The following is a 16,209-nucleotide window of genomic DNA, read 5'->3' on the forward strand; positions in this document are numbered from 1 at the left end:
CCTATCGGATATCGGTTTTAACGCGGCGCTTTTGCGTGCGATCAACTCGTTTGGGGCGTGTGACGGGGATGGATGGCGGTGCGGTCAAAAGCTCGGGAGCACTGACTTTGCCACTGCGGCGGCGGATGATCCGGCGTGCCGACGTCTGCGGTTCGGTGATGGTATCGGCGTCCAGTGAGGCAAACAGCCAGTCGATAAACACTTTGACGATAGGTGCGTTGCGCACCTCGTTGCGGCAGGCAACATAAAACGCATCATTGGCTGGCACCGTCAGATCAAAAGGCACGATGAGTTCGCCCTTGGCAATCAGGTTGCTGGCGGTGATTGTATCGCCAAGCGATATGCCCTGACCATAAAGCGCCGCTTCGGTCGACAGACGTGCATCGCTCATGAAATGCTGTGCGCCACGTGCCAGATCGGTGGCATCGGCCGCCGCCAGCCATGTGTCCCATTCGCGTCCGTCATCGCCATGCAGCAGCACGTGATTGCGCAAGTCGCGGACAGATCGCAGCGGCCTGCTGTTGAGCAGCGTCGGGCTGGCCACTGGAAACAGCTTCAACGTACTCCATAGCCGCGTCCAGCAATCGGACCATTTGCCGTCGCCGTAAAGCACACAGACATCCACATCCGTGGACAAAAGACGATCCGCCTCGTTGGTGGCAATCAACGTGAGCCGGATATCCGGATACTGCTCTGTGAACTGGTTCATGCGCGGAATGAGCCAGAGCGACAGAAGCGCCGGGACGCAGGTAACCGTCAGTTCACCCTTCGTCGTTGGGCGCTTCATCAGCGCCGTCGCCGTGGCGATATCTTCAAAAGCTTTTGATACGGTGGGCAGCAGAAGCGCTCCCTGCGCGGTGAGTTTCAGCCGCTGCGCGCCGCGCTCGAACAATTGCACATCAAGTGTCGTTTCCAGCGCCTTGATCTGGTGGCTGATGGCACCGTGCGTCACATTAAGCTCACGTGCCGCAGCCGTCACGGAACCATGCCGCGCCGTCGCTTCAAAGGCACGCAAAGGATTGAGTGGGGGCAGCCGGCCGGGTGTCATGAAAGACTCCATTAGAACTCAAACGCACATTTGTCATGTGAGTTTTTTTCACATAAAAGCCTACAACAATGTCAATTGCTTTTCCAAGACTTTTGTACCGATAATGCCGGGAATAGAGGCTTAAGCCCAGGGGAACGAGCATAGCGGATTGGTTTCATGGTTCCGGCTTCGGCACGCCCGCAACCGTCCTCCCCGGCTTTACACATAGCGGGACATTGTCATGACATTATGGGATGAGAAGAAGCTGAATGATCTGCGCGCGAAATATGGCGAGAGCCATGGCGGCGACATTTTCGATCCGACATTCCGCAAAGTGGCCGACAAGATTTTCTCCAAGAGCGGCACGCGGCTTGCACCTTATGCGGGCGTTCCAACCTTCCTGACAGCCCCTTACATGCCGGTTGATGCCGTCAATCCGGATTTTGGCAATCTGCAGGTTGCCATTGTAGGCGTGCCAATGGATCTCGGCGTTACCAATCGCCCGGGTTCGCGCTTTGGCCCACGCGCACTGCGCACCATCGAACGGATAGGCCCTTACAATCATGTCCTTGAATGCGCCCCAGTGTTTGATCTGCGCGTCGCGGACATCGGCGACGTGCCGTTCGCCAGCCGCTACCGGCTTGAACAGAGCCACGATGATATCGAGCGCCGTTTCAACCAGATTGTCGATGCGGGCGTTGTTCCGCTGACCGTTGGCGGCGATCATTCGATCACCCATCCCATCCTGAAGGCAGTCGGCAAGAAACGCCCTGTGGGCCTGATCCATATCGACGCGCATTGTGATACGAGCGGTGCGTTCGACCAGACAAAGTTCCATCACGGCGGACCGTTCCGCAATGCGGTGCTGGACGGCGTTCTTGACCCGACGCGTACGATCCAGATCGGCATACGCGGCTCGGCGGAATATTTGTGGGAGTTCTCGTACGAATCCGGAATGACTGTCGTTCACGCGGAGGAAGTCACCGGCCTTGGCATGCCTGCCATCATCGAGAAAGCCCGCAAAATTATTGGTGACGGCCCCACCTATCTCTCCTTCGATATTGACAGCGTTGATCCAAGCTTCGCACCGGGCACCGGCACACCTGAAGTGGGCGGCCTGACCACCCGTGAAGTGCTGGAACTGATCCGCGGTCTCAAAGGCATGAATATCGTCGGCGGTGATGTGGTGGAGGTTGCTCCACAATATGATGCAACCACCAACACTGCCCATGCGGGTGCGCAGGTTCTATTCGAAATCCTCAGCCTCATGGTCTTCAGCCCGTTCATCACAGCGCAACATGGCTAGAAATTCTAATATCTGGAAATAACGGTGCGGCGAAAACAGTCCGCATCGGCCAACAAAAATAAACAGGGGACCGACATGACATTGAAAACCACTCTCAAATCAACCTTTGCTGCACTCTTGCTGTTGGGCAGTGCAGGCATTGGCTTCATGACAAGCGACGCGCGCGCCGATGCCATTGACGACATCACCAAGGCAGGCGTGCTCAATGTTGGCGTCTTTGCCGATTTCCCGCCCTTCTCCTCGGCCAGCGCCGATATGACCTTGAAGGGCTATGATATCGACGTGGCGCAAGCGCTTGCAGATTCGTTGAAGGTGAAGCTCAAAACGGTCAGCGTGACCGGTCAAAACCGCATTCCCTACCTGACCGAACATCGCGTCGATCTTCTGATGAGCGTCGGCTACAGCAAGGAACGCGAACAGGTTATCGACTTCGCCGCAGCTTATGCGCCTTACTATATCGCGGTCATTGGTCCGAAGGCACTGGAGATCAAAAATAAGGATGATCTGGCTGGCAAGAGCATTGCCGTTAATCGCGGCACACTTGAAGACACGTCGCTGACAGCTGCTGCGCCAGCTTCGGCCGATGTAAAGCGCTTCGACAATTATAATTCGGTTATCCAAGCGTTCATCTCAGGCCAGACCCAGCTTATGGTCGTCGGCAATGACGTCGGTGCGCAGGTTCTCTCGCGTCAGGAAGCGCTGGCTCCCGAGCAGAAATTCCAGTTGCTGACATCTCCTTCGCACATCGCTCTCAACAAGAAAGAAGATCGCCTCAAGCAGGCTATCAATGATGCTGTGGCTAAGATGCTGGCGGACGGCAGCCTCAACAAGAGTTCGGAAGCCTGGCTCAAGACACCGCTCAATCCTGCAAACCTCAAGGATTGATCAGTGGGCTATGCGCTCGATTTCGGTTGGCTGAATGGTGCGATCGGCATGATCGCCAGCGGTGCTGTCATGACGGTTTTTCTGATCGTCGTGACATCCATCGCTGGCACACTGCTCAGCATCTTCGGCGCCATCGGGCGCCGCAGCCGCCATGCGATCTTGCGCAAGCTCGTTGCCGGTTATGTCGAGCTTATTCGCAACACGCCATTTCTGGTACAGCTGTTTTTCATCTTCTTCGGCCTGCCGCGCTTTGGCATCCGCCTTGATCCGGTAACGGCCGCTATCCTCGCCATGACCCTGAACATGGCGGCCTATAGTACTGAAATCGTCGGCGCTGGTCTCGACGCGGTGCCGAAAGGCCAGAGTGAAGCGGCCAAGGCGCTTGGTCTGCGCCCCCGGACAATCTTTATCAAGATCATCCTGCCGCAGGCATTGAAGGTCATCTTCCCTGCCTTGACCAGCCAGATCGTCATTATGATGCTGGAATCTGCTGTGGTCTCGCAGATCGCCGTCCGCGAACTGACCTATGAAGCCGATATGTTGCAGGCGCGCACTTTCCGCGCCTTCGAGACCTATTTTGTCGTGACCCTTGTCTATCTCGGGCTCAGCATCGCTTTGCGCAAACTGCTTTATACGGCTGGCAGGCGGTCGATTGCCGGAGGCATGGCATGATCGAATTCACCTTCTGGGACATCGCGCGCAATTTGCTACTTGCAGCCCGTTGGACCGTGCTGCTGTCCATTGTTGCCTTTGCTGGTGGCGCTATTTTTGGTGTGGCTATCCTGCTGGCACGGATATCCAAGCGCAAATGGCTGCGACGCAGTGCGGAATATTACATTGGCCTGTTTCAGGGCACGCCACTGCTGATGCAGCTGTTTCTCCTGTTCTTCGGCCTGCCGCTGCTTGGTTTCCGTATCGAGGCGTGGACCGCGGCAGTTCTCGGGTTGACGCTTTGCGCCAGTGCTTTCCTCGCCGAAATCTGGCGCGGCGGCGTTCAATCCCTGCCAAGCGGACAATGGGACGCGGGAAGCAGTCTGGGCTTGCACTATGTCGCGCAACTGCGGCTGATCATTCTGCCTCAAGCCTTTGCAATCACAAGGGCACCCACGGTCGGGTTTCTGGTTCAGTTGATCAAGAGCACCGCACTGACGTCCATTATCGGGTTCGAAGAATTGGTGAGAACCTCGAACGCCATCAACAATGCAACATTTGAACCTTTCACCGTCTACGGGCTGGTCGCGCTGATCTATTTTGTTCTGTGCTATCCGCTCACGCGCTATACAAAGAAACTGGAACTTCGCGCTGCTCAGCGCTAGAGCTTGCGTGGATCTTGGGTAAAAAGAGTGGGAATCAGCCAGAAAACTGGCAATAGAAAAGGAGATTTGACAATGGATACAATTCTGAGGAAAGGCGTTAGCCGCCGCGCCGTGCTCGGCGCAGGTGCGCTCGGTACCGCGATGCTCGCCATGCCTTCCGTACTGAGGGCACAAGACAAGTCATTGAAGGTCGGCGTTTATGGCGGCTACTTCAAAAATTCGTTCGACAAGAATATTTTCCCTGAATTTACCAAAGCGACAGGTATCGCCGTGGAGTCTGTCGCGGAGCCGACCGGTGAAGCCTGGCTGGTGCAGCTTGAACAGGCCGCCAAGGCAAGCGCTGCTCCGGCTGACGTTTCGATGATGTCACAGGTCTCGATGATCAAGGGACAGTCGACAGAATTGTGGACACCATTGGATGTGGCAAAGCTGCCAAACTCGAAGAACCTGATTGACCGGTTCATCAACAAATACCCGGATGGACGTGTCGCCGGTATTGGTGCCGTTGCGTGGTACATCACTCTTGTAACCAACACGGACGTTTACAAGGAAGCACCAACCTCGTGGCAGGCGCTTTGGGACCCGGCAAATGCCGACAAACTCGGTCTGCTTGCGCTTGTTTCCAACTCGTTCCTCCTGGAAGTGACGGCCAAGACATTTTTCGGCGGCACCAATGCACTTGATACCGAAGAAGGTCTGCTCAAGGCGTTCGACAAACTGGCCGAGGTCAAGCCGAATGTCCGCCTTTGGTATCGCGATGAAGCACAGTTTGAACAGGCACTGAAATCCGGCGAAATCCCGATGGGTCAGTATTATCACGATGTGACCGGACTGGCCGCGTCCGAAGGACATCCCGTACGCTCAACCTTCCCGAAAGAAGGCGGCATTCAGGATTCCGGTTGCTGGGCCCTGTCACGCGCATCCAAGAAAGTGGATGAAGCCCATATCTTCATCGACTATATGAGCCAGCCAGCCATTCAGGCAACGTTGTCCCGCAAGGTCGGCACTGCACCAACAGTCAAACGTGAACTGCTGGATCTTACCGACAAGGAATTTGCGGCGGTATCGTCTGATATCGAACCGATCCTGCCACGCTATGATCTGTTGACGACCAAGGCCGACTTCCTCAACCAGAAGTGGACAGAGCTGATCGTCGGCTGAACCAAACCAGCAACGGGCTTGCCAGGGTTGATCACTGGCGGGCCGGTTGCATAGTATGAGATTGTTGCAGGGAAACCCGGCATATTGCGGATCCGGGTTTTCACTTATTCAGAATTAAACGGGGGCTGAATGTCCGGACTGGTCTTGAACAATGTAACCAAGCAATTTGGTTCATTCACTGCCGTGGAGAACGTGCAGCTCTCCGTACCGCATGGAACGTTCGTGTGCATGCTTGGACCGTCAGGCTGCGGCAAGACTACCCTGCTGCGTATGATTGCCGGACTGGATGATCCGACAGGCGGCGCCATTCTGCTGGATGGCGAGGATATTACCAAAGTACCCACCCATAAACGCAATCTCGGCATGGTGTTTCAGTCGCTGGCCCTCTTCCCGCATCTGAGTGTTGGCGAGAACATCGCCTATCCCCTGCGCATTCGCGGCAAGTCCCGTGAAGACCAGAAGAAGCGGGTGGATGACCTGCTCTCTCTGATTCATCTGTCCGGCTATGGCGACAGGCCCGTTTCGAAACTATCCGGAGGCCAGCGCCAGCGCGTTGCTATTGCCCGCGCCCTTGCGCTTTCGCCCAAGCTTTTCCTGCTGGATGAACCGCTTTCCGCACTCGACGCCAAGCTGCGCGAGGCGATGCAGGTGGAACTACGCCAGTTGCAGCAGAAGCTGGGTATTACAACCATCGTTGTCACGCACGACCAGCGGGAAGCGATGACCATGGCCGATACGGTGGTGGTCATGAACGGCGGACATATCCGTCAGGCCGCGTCACCAATCGAGATTTACCGGAAACCCGCCGACACTTTTGTTGCGGATTTCATCGGCTCGACCAATCTCATCGAAACATCCGCCGACAGTTCAGGCGATGCGACGATTTTTGGCCACAAGATTCCCGGTCTGACATTGCCAAGCGGCATGCAAAAAGCCACAATTTCCGTGCGCCCGGAAGATGTACATCTGACAACGCCGGGCAATGGTGCGATCTCAGGCATCGTCACATTCGTGCGTGATCTTGGCGGCACAATCGAAACCTTTGTCGAAGCCGGTGGCAAGCAGATCGTAGCCGTGTCGACACCGCGCGCTCGGCCCAACGTGATCGCCGGACAGCAGGTCGGAATCGTGCTCGCTCCGGATGTCTGCGTGGTACTTAAACAATGAAGCGCGAGCCGCCCCAATCCGTTGCCGATTATGGCCCCCTGTTCTTTCCGGCGGGGATGCTGCTGATCTTCTTCGTCGTGCCCTTTGGAACTATGATCGCTGTCAGTTTCTTTCAGCGCCAGCAAGGCGGATTCTATACGCCCGCATTCGTCTTCTCCAATTACGAACGCTTTCTCAGCGTCTTTTTTGGCGGCGTTCTGGGTTTCTCCCTGATGCTGGCAATCACAGTGGCCATCTGCTGTGTCGTTCTTGCCCTGCCCTTTACCTACCTCTTGTCCAAGATGGCGCGGCGTTTGCAAGTCGTATGGCTTGTTGCCTTGCTTTCGGTGCTGTCGCTGTCGGAAGTCATCATCGGTTTTGCCTGGTCGACCTTGTTCTCGCGTACAGCCGGGATTACCAACATCCTCGTTGAGCTTGGAGTGATGAAACAGGCCGTAGCGCTTTCACCCAGCTTTGGTGCTGTCCTGACAGGGATGGTCTATCAGGCGTTTCCCTATACGGTACTCGTGCTCTATCCGGCCATCGTCCGTCTTGATCCGACACTTGTTGAAGCTGCGCGTACACTCGGCTCGTCGCCGCTGCGCGCCTTCTTCAACGTGCTGGTTCCGGCACTGCGCAATACGATCATGGCGACGTTGATCATGGTCTTCATCTTCGCGCTAGGTTCCTATCTCCTGCCGCAGATTCTCGGCCGGCCACAGCACTGGACACTCTCCGTCCTCATCACCGATCAGGCGATCTACCAGTCCAACATGCCGTTTGCAGCGGCCATGGCAGTGTTTCTGGTGCTTGTGACGCTCGGTCTCGTGGCACTGACACTGCTCATCGGACGCAAGGGAGAGAAAGCATGACCAACTGGCTCAGACGGCTTTACTTCTTCGCCATCGGGCTCTTTCTGGCGCTGCCGCTGATCGTGGTCTTGGGCGTATCGGTCAATGAGAAACAGACCCTTGCCTTTCCGCCAAAAGGATTCTCGCTGGCATGGTACAGCGAAATTTTCGTCAACCCGGAATGGCGCAGCGCGCTTGTTGCCTCAGTTCTTCTGGCAACAACGTCAGCAGCGCTCGCCGTGCTGATCGCTTTGCCGCTGTCGTGGTTTCTTTGGCGGCGCATTGCACCCTGGGCCAATATCTTTCAGGTGCTTGGCATTGCGCCATTCACGCTGCCACCGGTCATCACGGCACTGGGACTTTTGACTTTCTGGGCGACAACCGGCTTTTACGGCCAGCCTTGGACGGCGGTGATCGGCCATGCGATCTTCTTTGTCACCTTGCCACTTGTCACCCTGTCACTTGGATTTTCCGCGATTGACCGCTCCTTTGTCGAAGCGGCGGCCACAATGGGTGCAAGTGACCGCACCATTTTTCGCACGGTTATCCTGCCGCTGATCCTACCCTATCTGGTCTCGGGCTATGCCTTTGCCTTCGTACTGTCGCTCAACGAATATATCGTTGCCTATATGACAGTTGGTTTCACGCTGGAAACATTGCCGATCAAAATCTTTAACGCGCTGCGTTATGGTTACACGCCAACAATGGCCTCTGTAACGATCCTCTTCGTTGCAACTGCCGCCGTGATTTTCTCGCTTGTCGCCAAGTTCGGCGATCTGCCGAAACTGCTCGGCGCCATGGCAGCGGACGACAAATGATGCGCATTGCAGCCCTTCAAATGCAGGCCATTTGCGGTAACGTATCCGCAAACCTTGCCCGCATTGAGCAGGCAGCAAAGGACGCGGCAGAAGACGGTGCCGATCTCCTGATCGCACCGGAACTTGCTCTGACCGGCTATGGTGCCGGTGATAAAATCGCCAGCCTTGCAGAGGGAGCCGACGGCGGCCAGATCAAACGATTGCAAGCCATTTCCAAAGCCAATGCGATTGCAATCGTAGCGGGCTTTGCCGAGCGTGACCGCGAGCATGTCTATAACAGTGCGGCTTTCGTTTGCGGCGACGCAGCTCCGGCCATCTACCGCAAATCGCATCTCTATGGCGACTACGAACGAGCCCTGTTCACGCCAGAAGTGCCTGGCAATTGCATTGTTCAGATCGCCGGACTGAAGCTTGGTATACTGATCTGTTATGACGTGGAATTCCCCGAAAATGTCCGGCGCCTCGCACTTGCGGGTGCCCAGATAATCGTGGTGCCAACGGCGCTACCTGCAGGGCCCTCGGGTGATTTCATTGCTGCCTATATGATCCAGGTGCGGGCATTCGAGAACCAGATATTCGTTGCCTATGTCAATCATGCCCGCAAGGACGAGCGTTTTGTCTTTGCCGGGCTCTCGCGTATCGCCGCGCCCGATGGCAGCCTGATTGCTGCAAGCGACGACAGCAAAGAACACTTGCTGTTCGCGGATATCGACCGGCACATCTTCGCTGCGTCAATCGACAACAATCCTTACCTGAAAGACCTGAAACGCACATGACCGATACGATTGAAACGGACGTTCTCATCATCGGCGCGGGTATTGCCGGTGTCGGTGCAGCTGCGGAACTTGCCAGCACCCACAAAGTCATCATTCTCGAACGTGAGAGCCAGCCAGCCTATCACTCTACCGGACGCTCAGCGGCAATCTTCCTGCCGAACTACGGCAATGATGTCATTCGCGCACTAAACTATGCCAGCGCGCCAATGTTCAAGCAGCGCGACACGAAGCTCTTTCCCGAGCCGCTTCTTACCCCCCGCGGATCGCTGACTGTCGCCGATGACAGCGGCATTGCGCATGTGGAAGAGCTGCTCAAGAACGGCGTCAATGTTGAAGAAGTCGATGTCGATCGCGCTTTGAAGATGATACCGATCCTCAACCGCGATTATATCAAGGCAGCCTGCTTTCAGGCCGAAGCGCAGGATATCGACGTCAACGCCCTGCATCAGGGCTGGCTGCGCAAAGCAACAGGTCTGGGTGCACAGCTCCACACCAAGGCAGAGGTGATCCGTGCCACGCGCGAGAATGGCACATGGCTGGTTGAAACACCGGGCCAGACGTTCCGTGCGAAAACTGTTGTGAATGCATCAGGTGCCTGGGCTGATGTCCTGGCCGTGATTTTTGGTGGTACACCAGTGGGCCTGACACCCATGCGACGGACCATAGCTGTATTACCAGCGCCGGAAGGATATGACACCAGGGGCTGGCCGCTTCTCGATGACGCCAATCAGGGTTGGTATCTAAAGCCGGATGGTGGCCGGATTTTTGTTTCGCCCTGCGATGAAACACCGGTCGAACCGCACGATGCCTATGTGGATGACATGATCCTTGCCGAGGGTCTCTACCGCTATGAACAGGCCGTCACTGTGCCGGTCAACCGGGTTGAACGCAGTTGGGCTGGCCTGCGCACTTTCGCGCCGGACCGCACGCCTGTTGCCGGATTTGACAGCGAACTCGAAGGATTTTTCTGGCTGGCCGGACAGGGCGGATATGGCATTCAGACGGCCCCTGCCCTGTCGCAATTTGCGGCCACATTAATCCGCCAGCAATCATTGCCTGATGCGCTTGCCAAGATCGAATCCCGGCTTTCTCCAAAGCGCTTCCATTAGTCCAGCAGCGGATAGCCGCCGAATATGGCTGTCTGGCCTTCCAGCTCCGATTTGATGAAATTGCTGAGGACCCGGATGCGCGGGGTGTTGACGATATCCTCATGGCAGATCAGCCAGTAATCGCGGTTGAGATGCATCTCCTTAGGCAGCACGGGGACGAGTTCCGGATAGTTGCAGGCAATAAAATACGGGAGGATGCATAGTCCAAAACCCGACCGGCCTGCACTCAGCTGGGCAAAAATGCTGGAGCTCTGATAGGAGGCGCGCAAGCCCGGCAGGATCTCGCGCATATAATCGAGCCCCGGCGTAAAAATCATATCTTCGATATAGCCGATGAACCGATGCGCGGAGAGATCAGATCTCTGCCGGATTGGCGGATGACGCGCCAGATAATCCTTCGCGCCATAAATGAACAGGCGATAGGGCATCAGCTTTTCCTGATGGTACGGCCCTGTCCGTGTGGCATTCAAAGTGATCGAGAGATCCGCTTCACGGCGCGACAAGGATACGATCTGCTGGATTGTTACCATTTCAACGGAAAGACTGGGATAGGCCTGTGCCATAAGCGGGAGCCGGTCTGCCAGAAAGAAATTGGCAATGCCCTCCAGAATGCTCAGCCGCACGACACCGCTCAGGGAGATCGTTCCGCCTGATGCTTCGTTCTGAAACCGCTCCGCTTCGCGCTCCATGATTTCAGCTGACTCAATCAGTTTTTCGCCCAGCGCTGTCAGGATGTAGCCGCGCGGATTGCGTTCAAACAGGCGTGCGGCAAGCGCTTCCTCCAGCCGGTCAATGCGCCGGGAGACCGTGACGTGGTTTGTACGCAAGCGGCGTGCGGCTGTGGTCAATTGACCGGTGCGGGCGACCGCGAGAAAATATTGCAGATCATCCCACGTATATTGCCTCATAACCACTCCATCTGTACATTTTTGTACTTATTATGTGCAAAAATAGGTGTTTGTGTACTTATTTGTCAATGCTACAGTTTTTTCAACAGGATGGTTGCCCACGGGAAGAAACGGGACAATCATAGGGGCAAGAAATATCCGGCAGGAAGAATGGCTGACCGGACTGAGGAGGAGAATAATACCCTGGGATGCAGACATATCTGCGTCACGGCTTTGGGTCATTTTCAATCGAGACGAGCAAGTCCGCGACGGCCATCATACGATGATCCTGTGAGCGGCATTCTTTGGGAGGAGAACCGGATGAAACTACTCGCTATTGCAACTGCAGCCCTGATGGCCGCAACAGTCATGCCTGCGGCAAGTGCAGAAATCTCCGATGGCAAGGTCAAGATCGGCATTCTGAACGATCAGTCCGGCGTCTACGCGGATTATGGCGGGAAGTGGTCCTATGAAGCTGCGAAGATGGCTGCGGAAGACTTTGGCGGCAAGGTTCTGGACGCGCCAATCGAGATCATCACTGCCGATCATCAGAACAAGCCTGATATCGCCTCCAATATAGCCCGTCAGTGGTACGACACAGAACAAGTCGACTCGATCATGGAGTTGACCACGTCTTCTGTCGCGCTCGCCGTACAGGGTATCTCCAAAGAAAAGAAGAAGATCGATCTTGTCACCGGTGCGGCCACGGCAGAGCTCACCGGCAAACAGTGCTCGCCCTACGGTTTCCACTGGGCCTTTGACACCCATGCCTTGGCTGTCGGAACCGGCGGTGCGCTGGTGAAACAGGGCGGCGATACATGGTTCTTCCTCACCGCTGACTATGCTTTCGGTTATTCCCTCGAAGAACAGACAAGCAAATATGTCACTTCAAAGGGCGGCAAGATCGTCGGTTCCGTTCGCCATCCCCTGGCAACCAGCGATTATTCATCCTTCCTGCTGCAGGCACAATCATCCGGCGCCAAGGTGATCGGCCTTGCCAATGCCGGTCTTGATACGGCAAATGCCATCAAGCAGGCTGCCGAATTCGGCATCGTGGCGGGTGGCCAGCGTCTGGCGGCTTTGCTTTTCACACTTTCCGAAGTGCATGGCCTTGGTCTTGAAGCCGCGCAGGGGCTGACGCTGACTGAAAGCTTCTATTGGGACCGCGATGACCAGTCGCGCGAGTTTGGCCGCAAATTCTTCAAACGCACCGGCCGCATGCCCAATATGATCCAGGCCGCCACCTATTCCGGCGTGACACAGTATCTCAAGGCCATTCAGAAAGCTGGAACTGACGATACCGTAAAGGTCGCCGCCGCCATGCATGAAATGCCGGTCGATGATGTCTTCGCCCGCGGTGCCAAAGTCGGCGCCAATGGCCGCCTGCTCAGCGATGTCTATCTGATGGAAGTCAAGAAGCCGTCGGAAAGCAAGGAGCCTTGGGACTATTACAAGGTCCTCGCGACAGTTCCCGGTGCTGAAGCCTATATCAAACCAGCCGAAAGCGGCTGCGATTTGGCCAAGTAACCCGTATGACGGTTTCACAGAACAATGCGGCAGCCGGGGAAGGACAGTCCTTCCCCGGTCACGCCGATAAAATCGAATCCCGGGTAGTGCTATCGGCGCGTGGATTGCGCCGTGACTTTGGCGGCTTCATTGCCGTCAACAATGTGGATCTGGATGTCAACCATGCTCAGGTGCATGCATTGATCGGTCCGAACGGGGCCGGAAAAACCACGGTTTTCAATCTTCTGACTAAATTTCTGCAACCCACGGCAGGCACCATTACCCTGCTGGATCACGATATAACCCGGACAGATCCTGCCAAGGTTGCGCGTATGGGGCTTGTGCGCTCTTTCCAGATTTCGGCAGTCTTCCCGCATCTGACCGTACTCGATAATGTCCGCGTCGCCTTGCAGCGGCCGAGCGGACTTTCAACCCAATTCTGGCTGCCTACCAGCGCACTGAACCGGCTGAATGACCGCGCCATGGAGTTGATCACCGCAGTCGGCCTGCACGATGCGCGCAATAAACTTGCCGCCGATCTGTCATACGGCCGCAAGCGTGTGCTGGAAATCGCAACCACATTGGCACTCGATCCGAAGGTCCTGTTGCTGGATGAACCAATGGCTGGCATGGGCCATGAGGATGTTCACATCGTTTCCGACATCATCCGTGAAGTTGCGCGTGACCGGGCGATCCTGATGGTCGAACATAATTTGAAAGTTGTCGCTGATCTCTGCGATCAGGTCACCGTGTTGCAACGGGGTGAAATCCTCATTTCCGGAGACTATCAGACCGTCAGCAATGATGAGCGCGTGCGCGTGGCATACATGGGGACCGACCATGAGTGATCCGAAACCCCTCCTCAGTGTCCGCGATCTGCATGCCTGGTATGGCGAAGGCCATGCGCTGCACGGCGTCAATCTCGATATCCACGAAGGCGAAACGGTTACGCTTCTTGGCCGCAACGGTGTCGGCAAGACGACAACCTTGCGCTCGATCATGGGCATCATCCGCAAGCGCACAGGCAGCATCAACTTCAACGGCAAGGACATGATGCGGGTGCCACTGCATCGCACCGCCCATGCCGGGATTGGTTTCGTGCCGGAAGAGCGCGGCATCTTCGCGACACTTTCCGTCGATGAAAACCTTAATCTGCCCCCAATCGTTGCCAAAGGCGGCATGACGATTGCCGAAATTTATGAGCTGTTTCCCAATCTGAAAGAACGCCGCAACAGCCCGGGTACAAAGCTGTCGGGCGGTGAACAGCAGATGCTGGCGATTGCCCGCATTCTGCGCACTGGCGTCAAGCTTCTGTTGCTGGATGAGCCAACCGAAGGACTTGCCCCGGTTATTGTCCAGCGTATCGGCGAAGTGCTCGTCACGCTGAAACAGCGGGGCATGACCATTCTGCTGGTTGAACAGAATTTTCGCTTTGCCAGCAAGGTTGCTGATCGTTTTTACGTGGTGGATCACGGCAAGGTCATCGACAATTTTCATGTCAAGGAGCTGCCTGACCGCATGGCCATGCTCAACGAAGCGCTGGGGGTCTGACCATGATTTTCGGAATACCCATGCAAGCTCTGTTCGGACAGTTGTTGATCGGGCTGATCAACGGCTCGTTCTACGCCATGCTCAGTCTTGGTCTTGCCATCATCTTCGGACTGTTGCGTGTGATCAACTTCGCCCATGGCGCCCAATATATGCTGGGCGCCTTCATCGGCTATCTGCTGCTTGCACAACTTGGCATCGGCTATTGGCCTGCGCTGATCCTTGCGCCCATCGTGGTCGGCATCGCCGGCGCTATTGTCGAGCGCGTGGCACTGTCGCGTCTCTATAACCTCGATCACCTCTATGGCCTGCTTTTCACATTCGGGCTGGCACTCGTGATCGAGGGCACATTCCGTTATTACTACGGCGCGGCGGGACAGCCTTATGCGGTGCCAAGCGCGCTAGCAGGCGGATATAATCTCGGCTTCATGTTCCTGCCGAAATACCGCGCCTGGGTTGTCCTTGCATCGCTTGTCATTTGCCTTGGCACATGGCTTCTCATCGAAAAAACCCGGCTCGGTTCCTATCTGCGTGCAGCCACAGAGAACCCCACGCTTGTCCGCGCCTTCGGCATCAATGTCCCGCTGCTTCTGACCTTCACCTATGGTCTCGGTGCAGGGCTTGCCGGGCTCGCCGGGATCATGGCTGCCCCCATTTATCAGGTGAGCCCCTTGATGGGGTCAAATCTCATCATTGTGGTGTTCGCCGTTGTCGTTGTCGGCGGTATGGGATCCATTCTTGGCGCTATCGTGACAGGCTATATGCTCGGGATTTTCGAAGGCCTGACCAAGGTGTTCTATCCGGAGGCTTCCAATATCGTGATCTTCGTCATCATGGCGATTGTGCTGCTTGTCCGTCCAGCAGGCCTGTTCGGAAGGGAGGTCTGAGATGACCGATACAACTGTTGCTTCCGTGCAAAAGAGCAAGTTCTTCACGCTGGAGATGGTGCTGATCCTGATCGGTGTTGCCGCACTGATCCTGGCGCCCTTCCATTTCTATCCGGTCTTCCTGATGAAGGTTTTGTGCTTTGCGCTGTTTGCCTGCGCTTTCAACCTTCTGCTTGGCTACACGGGAATCCTTTCCTTCGGTCATGCGGCATTCTTCGGCGGTGCCGCCTACTTCACCGCACATTCTGTCAAGGAATGGGGCTTTCCGCCGGAGCTTGGTATTTTGCTCGGCGTCTTTGGCGCCGCAGTGCTTGGGTTGATCATTGGCTTCTTCGCCATCCGCCGTCAGGGCATCTATTCGACGATGATCACGCTTGCCCTATCCCAGATGTTTTTCTTCTTCTGCCTGCAGGCCTCTTTCACTAAGGGTGAAGATGGCATTCAGGGCGTACCGCGCGGCAAGCTTCTCGGTTTCATCGATCTGAATGATCCACTCAACATGTACTTCTTCGTTCTCGCCGTGTTTCTGATCGGCGTGTTCATCATCTGGCGCATTATCAATTCACCCTTTGGCATGATCCTGAAATCCGTCCGCGAGAATGAGAACCGCGCAATCTCGCTTGGCTATTCGGTGGCACGCTACAAACTGGCGGCCTTTGTCATGTCTGCTGCGCTGACCGGCTTGGCTGGCGGCCTGAAAGCCATCGTCTTCCAGTTCGCCACCCTGACCGATGTCAGCTGGCAAATGTCGGGTGAAGTTGTCCTGATGACCCTGCTCGGCGGCATCGGCACTCTGGTTGGGCCGATCATCGGTGCCGGGTTCATTTCCGCGCTGGAAAACTATCTCGCCACGTCTGAATTCCCGGTCACAGTGGTCACGGGCATCACCTTCATGGTCTGCGTTCTAGTGTTCCGCCGCGGCGTTATCGGTGAACTCTACGCCTCACGTTTTGGCAAGAAACTCGAGAGCAATTCCGGGCACTGAC

Annotated in this window: 17 protein-coding genes; 15 read left to right on the forward strand and 2 right to left on the reverse strand. The window is 56.0% G+C overall.

The genetic code is table 11. From position 1 onward, the window contains the following. Window position 1: 1 nt before the first annotated feature. Window positions 2-1,048, reverse strand: a complete 1,047-nt coding sequence (gene gcvA / locus HB779_RS24130; RefSeq protein WP_188346444.1) for a transcriptional regulator GcvA — start codon at window positions 1,046-1,048, stop codon at window positions 2-4. A gap of 220 nt (window positions 1,049-1,268) precedes the next feature. Between gcvA and speB the strand changes: the two genes are divergently transcribed. The 10 genes from speB (at window position 1,269) to HB779_RS24180 (ending at window position 10,395) form a co-directional block, all read left to right on the forward strand. Next, window positions 1,269-2,333: an agmatinase gene (gene speB / locus HB779_RS24135; protein ID WP_188346445.1), complete on the forward strand. Its 1,065-nt coding sequence runs from the start codon at window positions 1,269-1,271 to the stop codon at window positions 2,331-2,333. Window positions 2,334-2,408: 75 nt separating this feature from the next. After that, entirely contained in the window at window positions 2,409-3,218 is an 810-nt protein-coding gene (locus tag HB779_RS24140) for a transporter substrate-binding domain-containing protein (RefSeq protein ID WP_188346446.1), read from the forward strand. 3 nt (window positions 3,219-3,221) lie between these two features. After that, window positions 3,222-3,890, forward strand: coding sequence for an amino acid ABC transporter permease (locus HB779_RS24145; RefSeq protein ID WP_188346447.1), 669 nt, complete (start codon window positions 3,222-3,224; stop codon window positions 3,888-3,890). Continuing rightward, on the forward strand, window positions 3,887-4,534 hold the full coding sequence (locus HB779_RS24150; RefSeq protein ID WP_188346448.1) for an amino acid ABC transporter permease: 648 nt from the start codon (window positions 3,887-3,889) through the stop codon (window positions 4,532-4,534). Before HB779_RS24145 ends, HB779_RS24150 begins: the two co-directional genes overlap by 4 nt. Before the next feature lie 72 nt (window positions 4,535-4,606). Further along, entirely contained in the window at window positions 4,607-5,695 is a 1,089-nt protein-coding gene (locus HB779_RS24155; protein ID WP_188346449.1) for a PotD/PotF family extracellular solute-binding protein, read from the forward strand. Between the two features lie 129 nt (window positions 5,696-5,824). After that, a complete protein-coding gene (locus HB779_RS24160) occupies window positions 5,825-6,862 on the forward strand; it encodes an ABC transporter ATP-binding protein (RefSeq protein WP_188346450.1) in 1,038 nt (345 codons plus the stop codon). After that, the gene (locus HB779_RS24165; RefSeq protein WP_188346451.1) at window positions 6,859-7,713 is read left to right on the forward strand and encodes an ABC transporter permease; all 855 of its coding nucleotides are present in this window, start codon (window positions 6,859-6,861) and stop codon (window positions 7,711-7,713) included. Before HB779_RS24160 ends, HB779_RS24165 begins: the two co-directional genes overlap by 4 nt. Continuing rightward, window positions 7,710-8,510 carry an ABC transporter permease gene (locus HB779_RS24170; RefSeq protein ID WP_188346452.1) on the forward strand — a complete coding sequence of 267 codons (801 nt, stop codon included), beginning with the start codon at window positions 7,710-7,712 and terminating at the stop codon, window positions 8,508-8,510. The genes HB779_RS24165 and HB779_RS24170 overlap by 4 nt, the downstream gene beginning before the upstream one ends. Further along, window positions 8,507-9,286: a carbon-nitrogen hydrolase family protein gene (locus HB779_RS24175; RefSeq protein WP_188346453.1), complete on the forward strand. Its 780-nt coding sequence runs from the start codon at window positions 8,507-8,509 to the stop codon at window positions 9,284-9,286. Before HB779_RS24170 ends, HB779_RS24175 begins: the two co-directional genes overlap by 4 nt. Continuing rightward, on the forward strand, window positions 9,283-10,395 hold the full coding sequence (locus HB779_RS24180; protein ID WP_188346454.1) for an FAD-binding oxidoreductase: 1,113 nt from the start codon (window positions 9,283-9,285) through the stop codon (window positions 10,393-10,395). Before HB779_RS24175 ends, HB779_RS24180 begins: the two co-directional genes overlap by 4 nt. Here HB779_RS24180 and HB779_RS24185 read toward each other — a convergent pair. Continuing rightward, complete coding sequence (locus tag HB779_RS24185; protein ID WP_188346455.1) at window positions 10,392-11,303, reverse strand: LysR family transcriptional regulator; 912 nt, start codon at window positions 11,301-11,303, stop codon at window positions 10,392-10,394. The two genes, HB779_RS24180 and HB779_RS24185, sit on opposite strands and share 4 nt — an antisense overlap. A gap of 300 nt (window positions 11,304-11,603) precedes the next feature. Here HB779_RS24185 and HB779_RS24190 point away from each other — a divergent pair, with 300 nt between their 5' ends. The 5 genes from HB779_RS24190 to HB779_RS24210 are packed head-to-tail and all read left to right on the forward strand — an operon-like array spanning window position 11,604 to window position 16,208. Continuing rightward, entirely contained in the window at window positions 11,604-12,809 is a 1,206-nt protein-coding gene (locus HB779_RS24190; RefSeq protein WP_188346456.1) for an ABC transporter substrate-binding protein, read from the forward strand. A gap of 5 nt (window positions 12,810-12,814) precedes the next feature. Next, window positions 12,815-13,636, forward strand: a complete 822-nt coding sequence (locus HB779_RS24195; RefSeq protein ID WP_244642866.1) for an ABC transporter ATP-binding protein — start codon at window positions 12,815-12,817, stop codon at window positions 13,634-13,636. Further along, entirely contained in the window at window positions 13,629-14,339 is a 711-nt protein-coding gene (locus tag HB779_RS24200) for an ABC transporter ATP-binding protein (RefSeq protein ID WP_188346457.1), read from the forward strand. The genes HB779_RS24195 and HB779_RS24200 overlap by 8 nt, the downstream gene beginning before the upstream one ends. Further along, on the forward strand, window positions 14,336-15,223 hold the full coding sequence (locus HB779_RS24205) for a branched-chain amino acid ABC transporter permease (RefSeq protein ID WP_188346912.1): 888 nt from the start codon (window positions 14,336-14,338) through the stop codon (window positions 15,221-15,223). The genes HB779_RS24200 and HB779_RS24205 overlap by 4 nt, the downstream gene beginning before the upstream one ends. A gap of 55 nt (window positions 15,224-15,278) precedes the next feature. Beyond that, entirely contained in the window at window positions 15,279-16,208 is a 930-nt protein-coding gene (locus tag HB779_RS24210) for a branched-chain amino acid ABC transporter permease (RefSeq protein WP_371823979.1), read from the forward strand. The last annotated feature ends 1 nt before the right edge of the window (window position 16,209 follow it).

Source organism: Phyllobacterium sp. 628, from assembly GCF_014189505.1.
GTDB lineage: Bacteria > Pseudomonadota > Alphaproteobacteria > Rhizobiales > Rhizobiaceae > Phyllobacterium.

Coding starts and splice junctions, on each gene's coding strand:
- gcvA (WP_188346444.1), bottom strand. CDS start 1,048: ATGACACCCGGCCGGCTGCCCCCACTCAATCCTTTGCGTGCCTTTGAA.
- speB (WP_188346445.1), top strand. CDS start 1,269: ATGACATTATGGGATGAGAAGAAGCTGAATGATCTGCGCGCGAAATAT.
- HB779_RS24140 (WP_188346446.1), top strand. CDS start 2,409: ATGACATTGAAAACCACTCTCAAATCAACCTTTGCTGCACTCTTGCTG.
- HB779_RS24150 (WP_188346448.1), top strand. CDS start 3,887: ATGATCGAATTCACCTTCTGGGACATCGCGCGCAATTTGCTACTTGCA.
- HB779_RS24155 (WP_188346449.1), top strand. CDS start 4,607: ATGGATACAATTCTGAGGAAAGGCGTTAGCCGCCGCGCCGTGCTCGGC.
- HB779_RS24160 (WP_188346450.1), top strand. CDS start 5,825: ATGTCCGGACTGGTCTTGAACAATGTAACCAAGCAATTTGGTTCATTC.
- HB779_RS24165 (WP_188346451.1), top strand. CDS start 6,859: ATGAAGCGCGAGCCGCCCCAATCCGTTGCCGATTATGGCCCCCTGTTC.
- HB779_RS24170 (WP_188346452.1), top strand. CDS start 7,710: ATGACCAACTGGCTCAGACGGCTTTACTTCTTCGCCATCGGGCTCTTT.
- HB779_RS24175 (WP_188346453.1), top strand. CDS start 8,507: ATGATGCGCATTGCAGCCCTTCAAATGCAGGCCATTTGCGGTAACGTA.
- HB779_RS24180 (WP_188346454.1), top strand. CDS start 9,283: ATGACCGATACGATTGAAACGGACGTTCTCATCATCGGCGCGGGTATT.
- HB779_RS24185 (WP_188346455.1), bottom strand. CDS start 11,303: ATGAGGCAATATACGTGGGATGATCTGCAATATTTTCTCGCGGTCGCC.
- HB779_RS24190 (WP_188346456.1), top strand. CDS start 11,604: ATGAAACTACTCGCTATTGCAACTGCAGCCCTGATGGCCGCAACAGTC.
- HB779_RS24195 (WP_244642866.1), top strand. CDS start 12,815: ATGACGGTTTCACAGAACAATGCGGCAGCCGGGGAAGGACAGTCCTTC.
- HB779_RS24200 (WP_188346457.1), top strand. CDS start 13,629: ATGAGTGATCCGAAACCCCTCCTCAGTGTCCGCGATCTGCATGCCTGG.
- HB779_RS24210 (WP_371823979.1), top strand. CDS start 15,279: ATGGTGCTGATCCTGATCGGTGTTGCCGCACTGATCCTGGCGCCCTTC.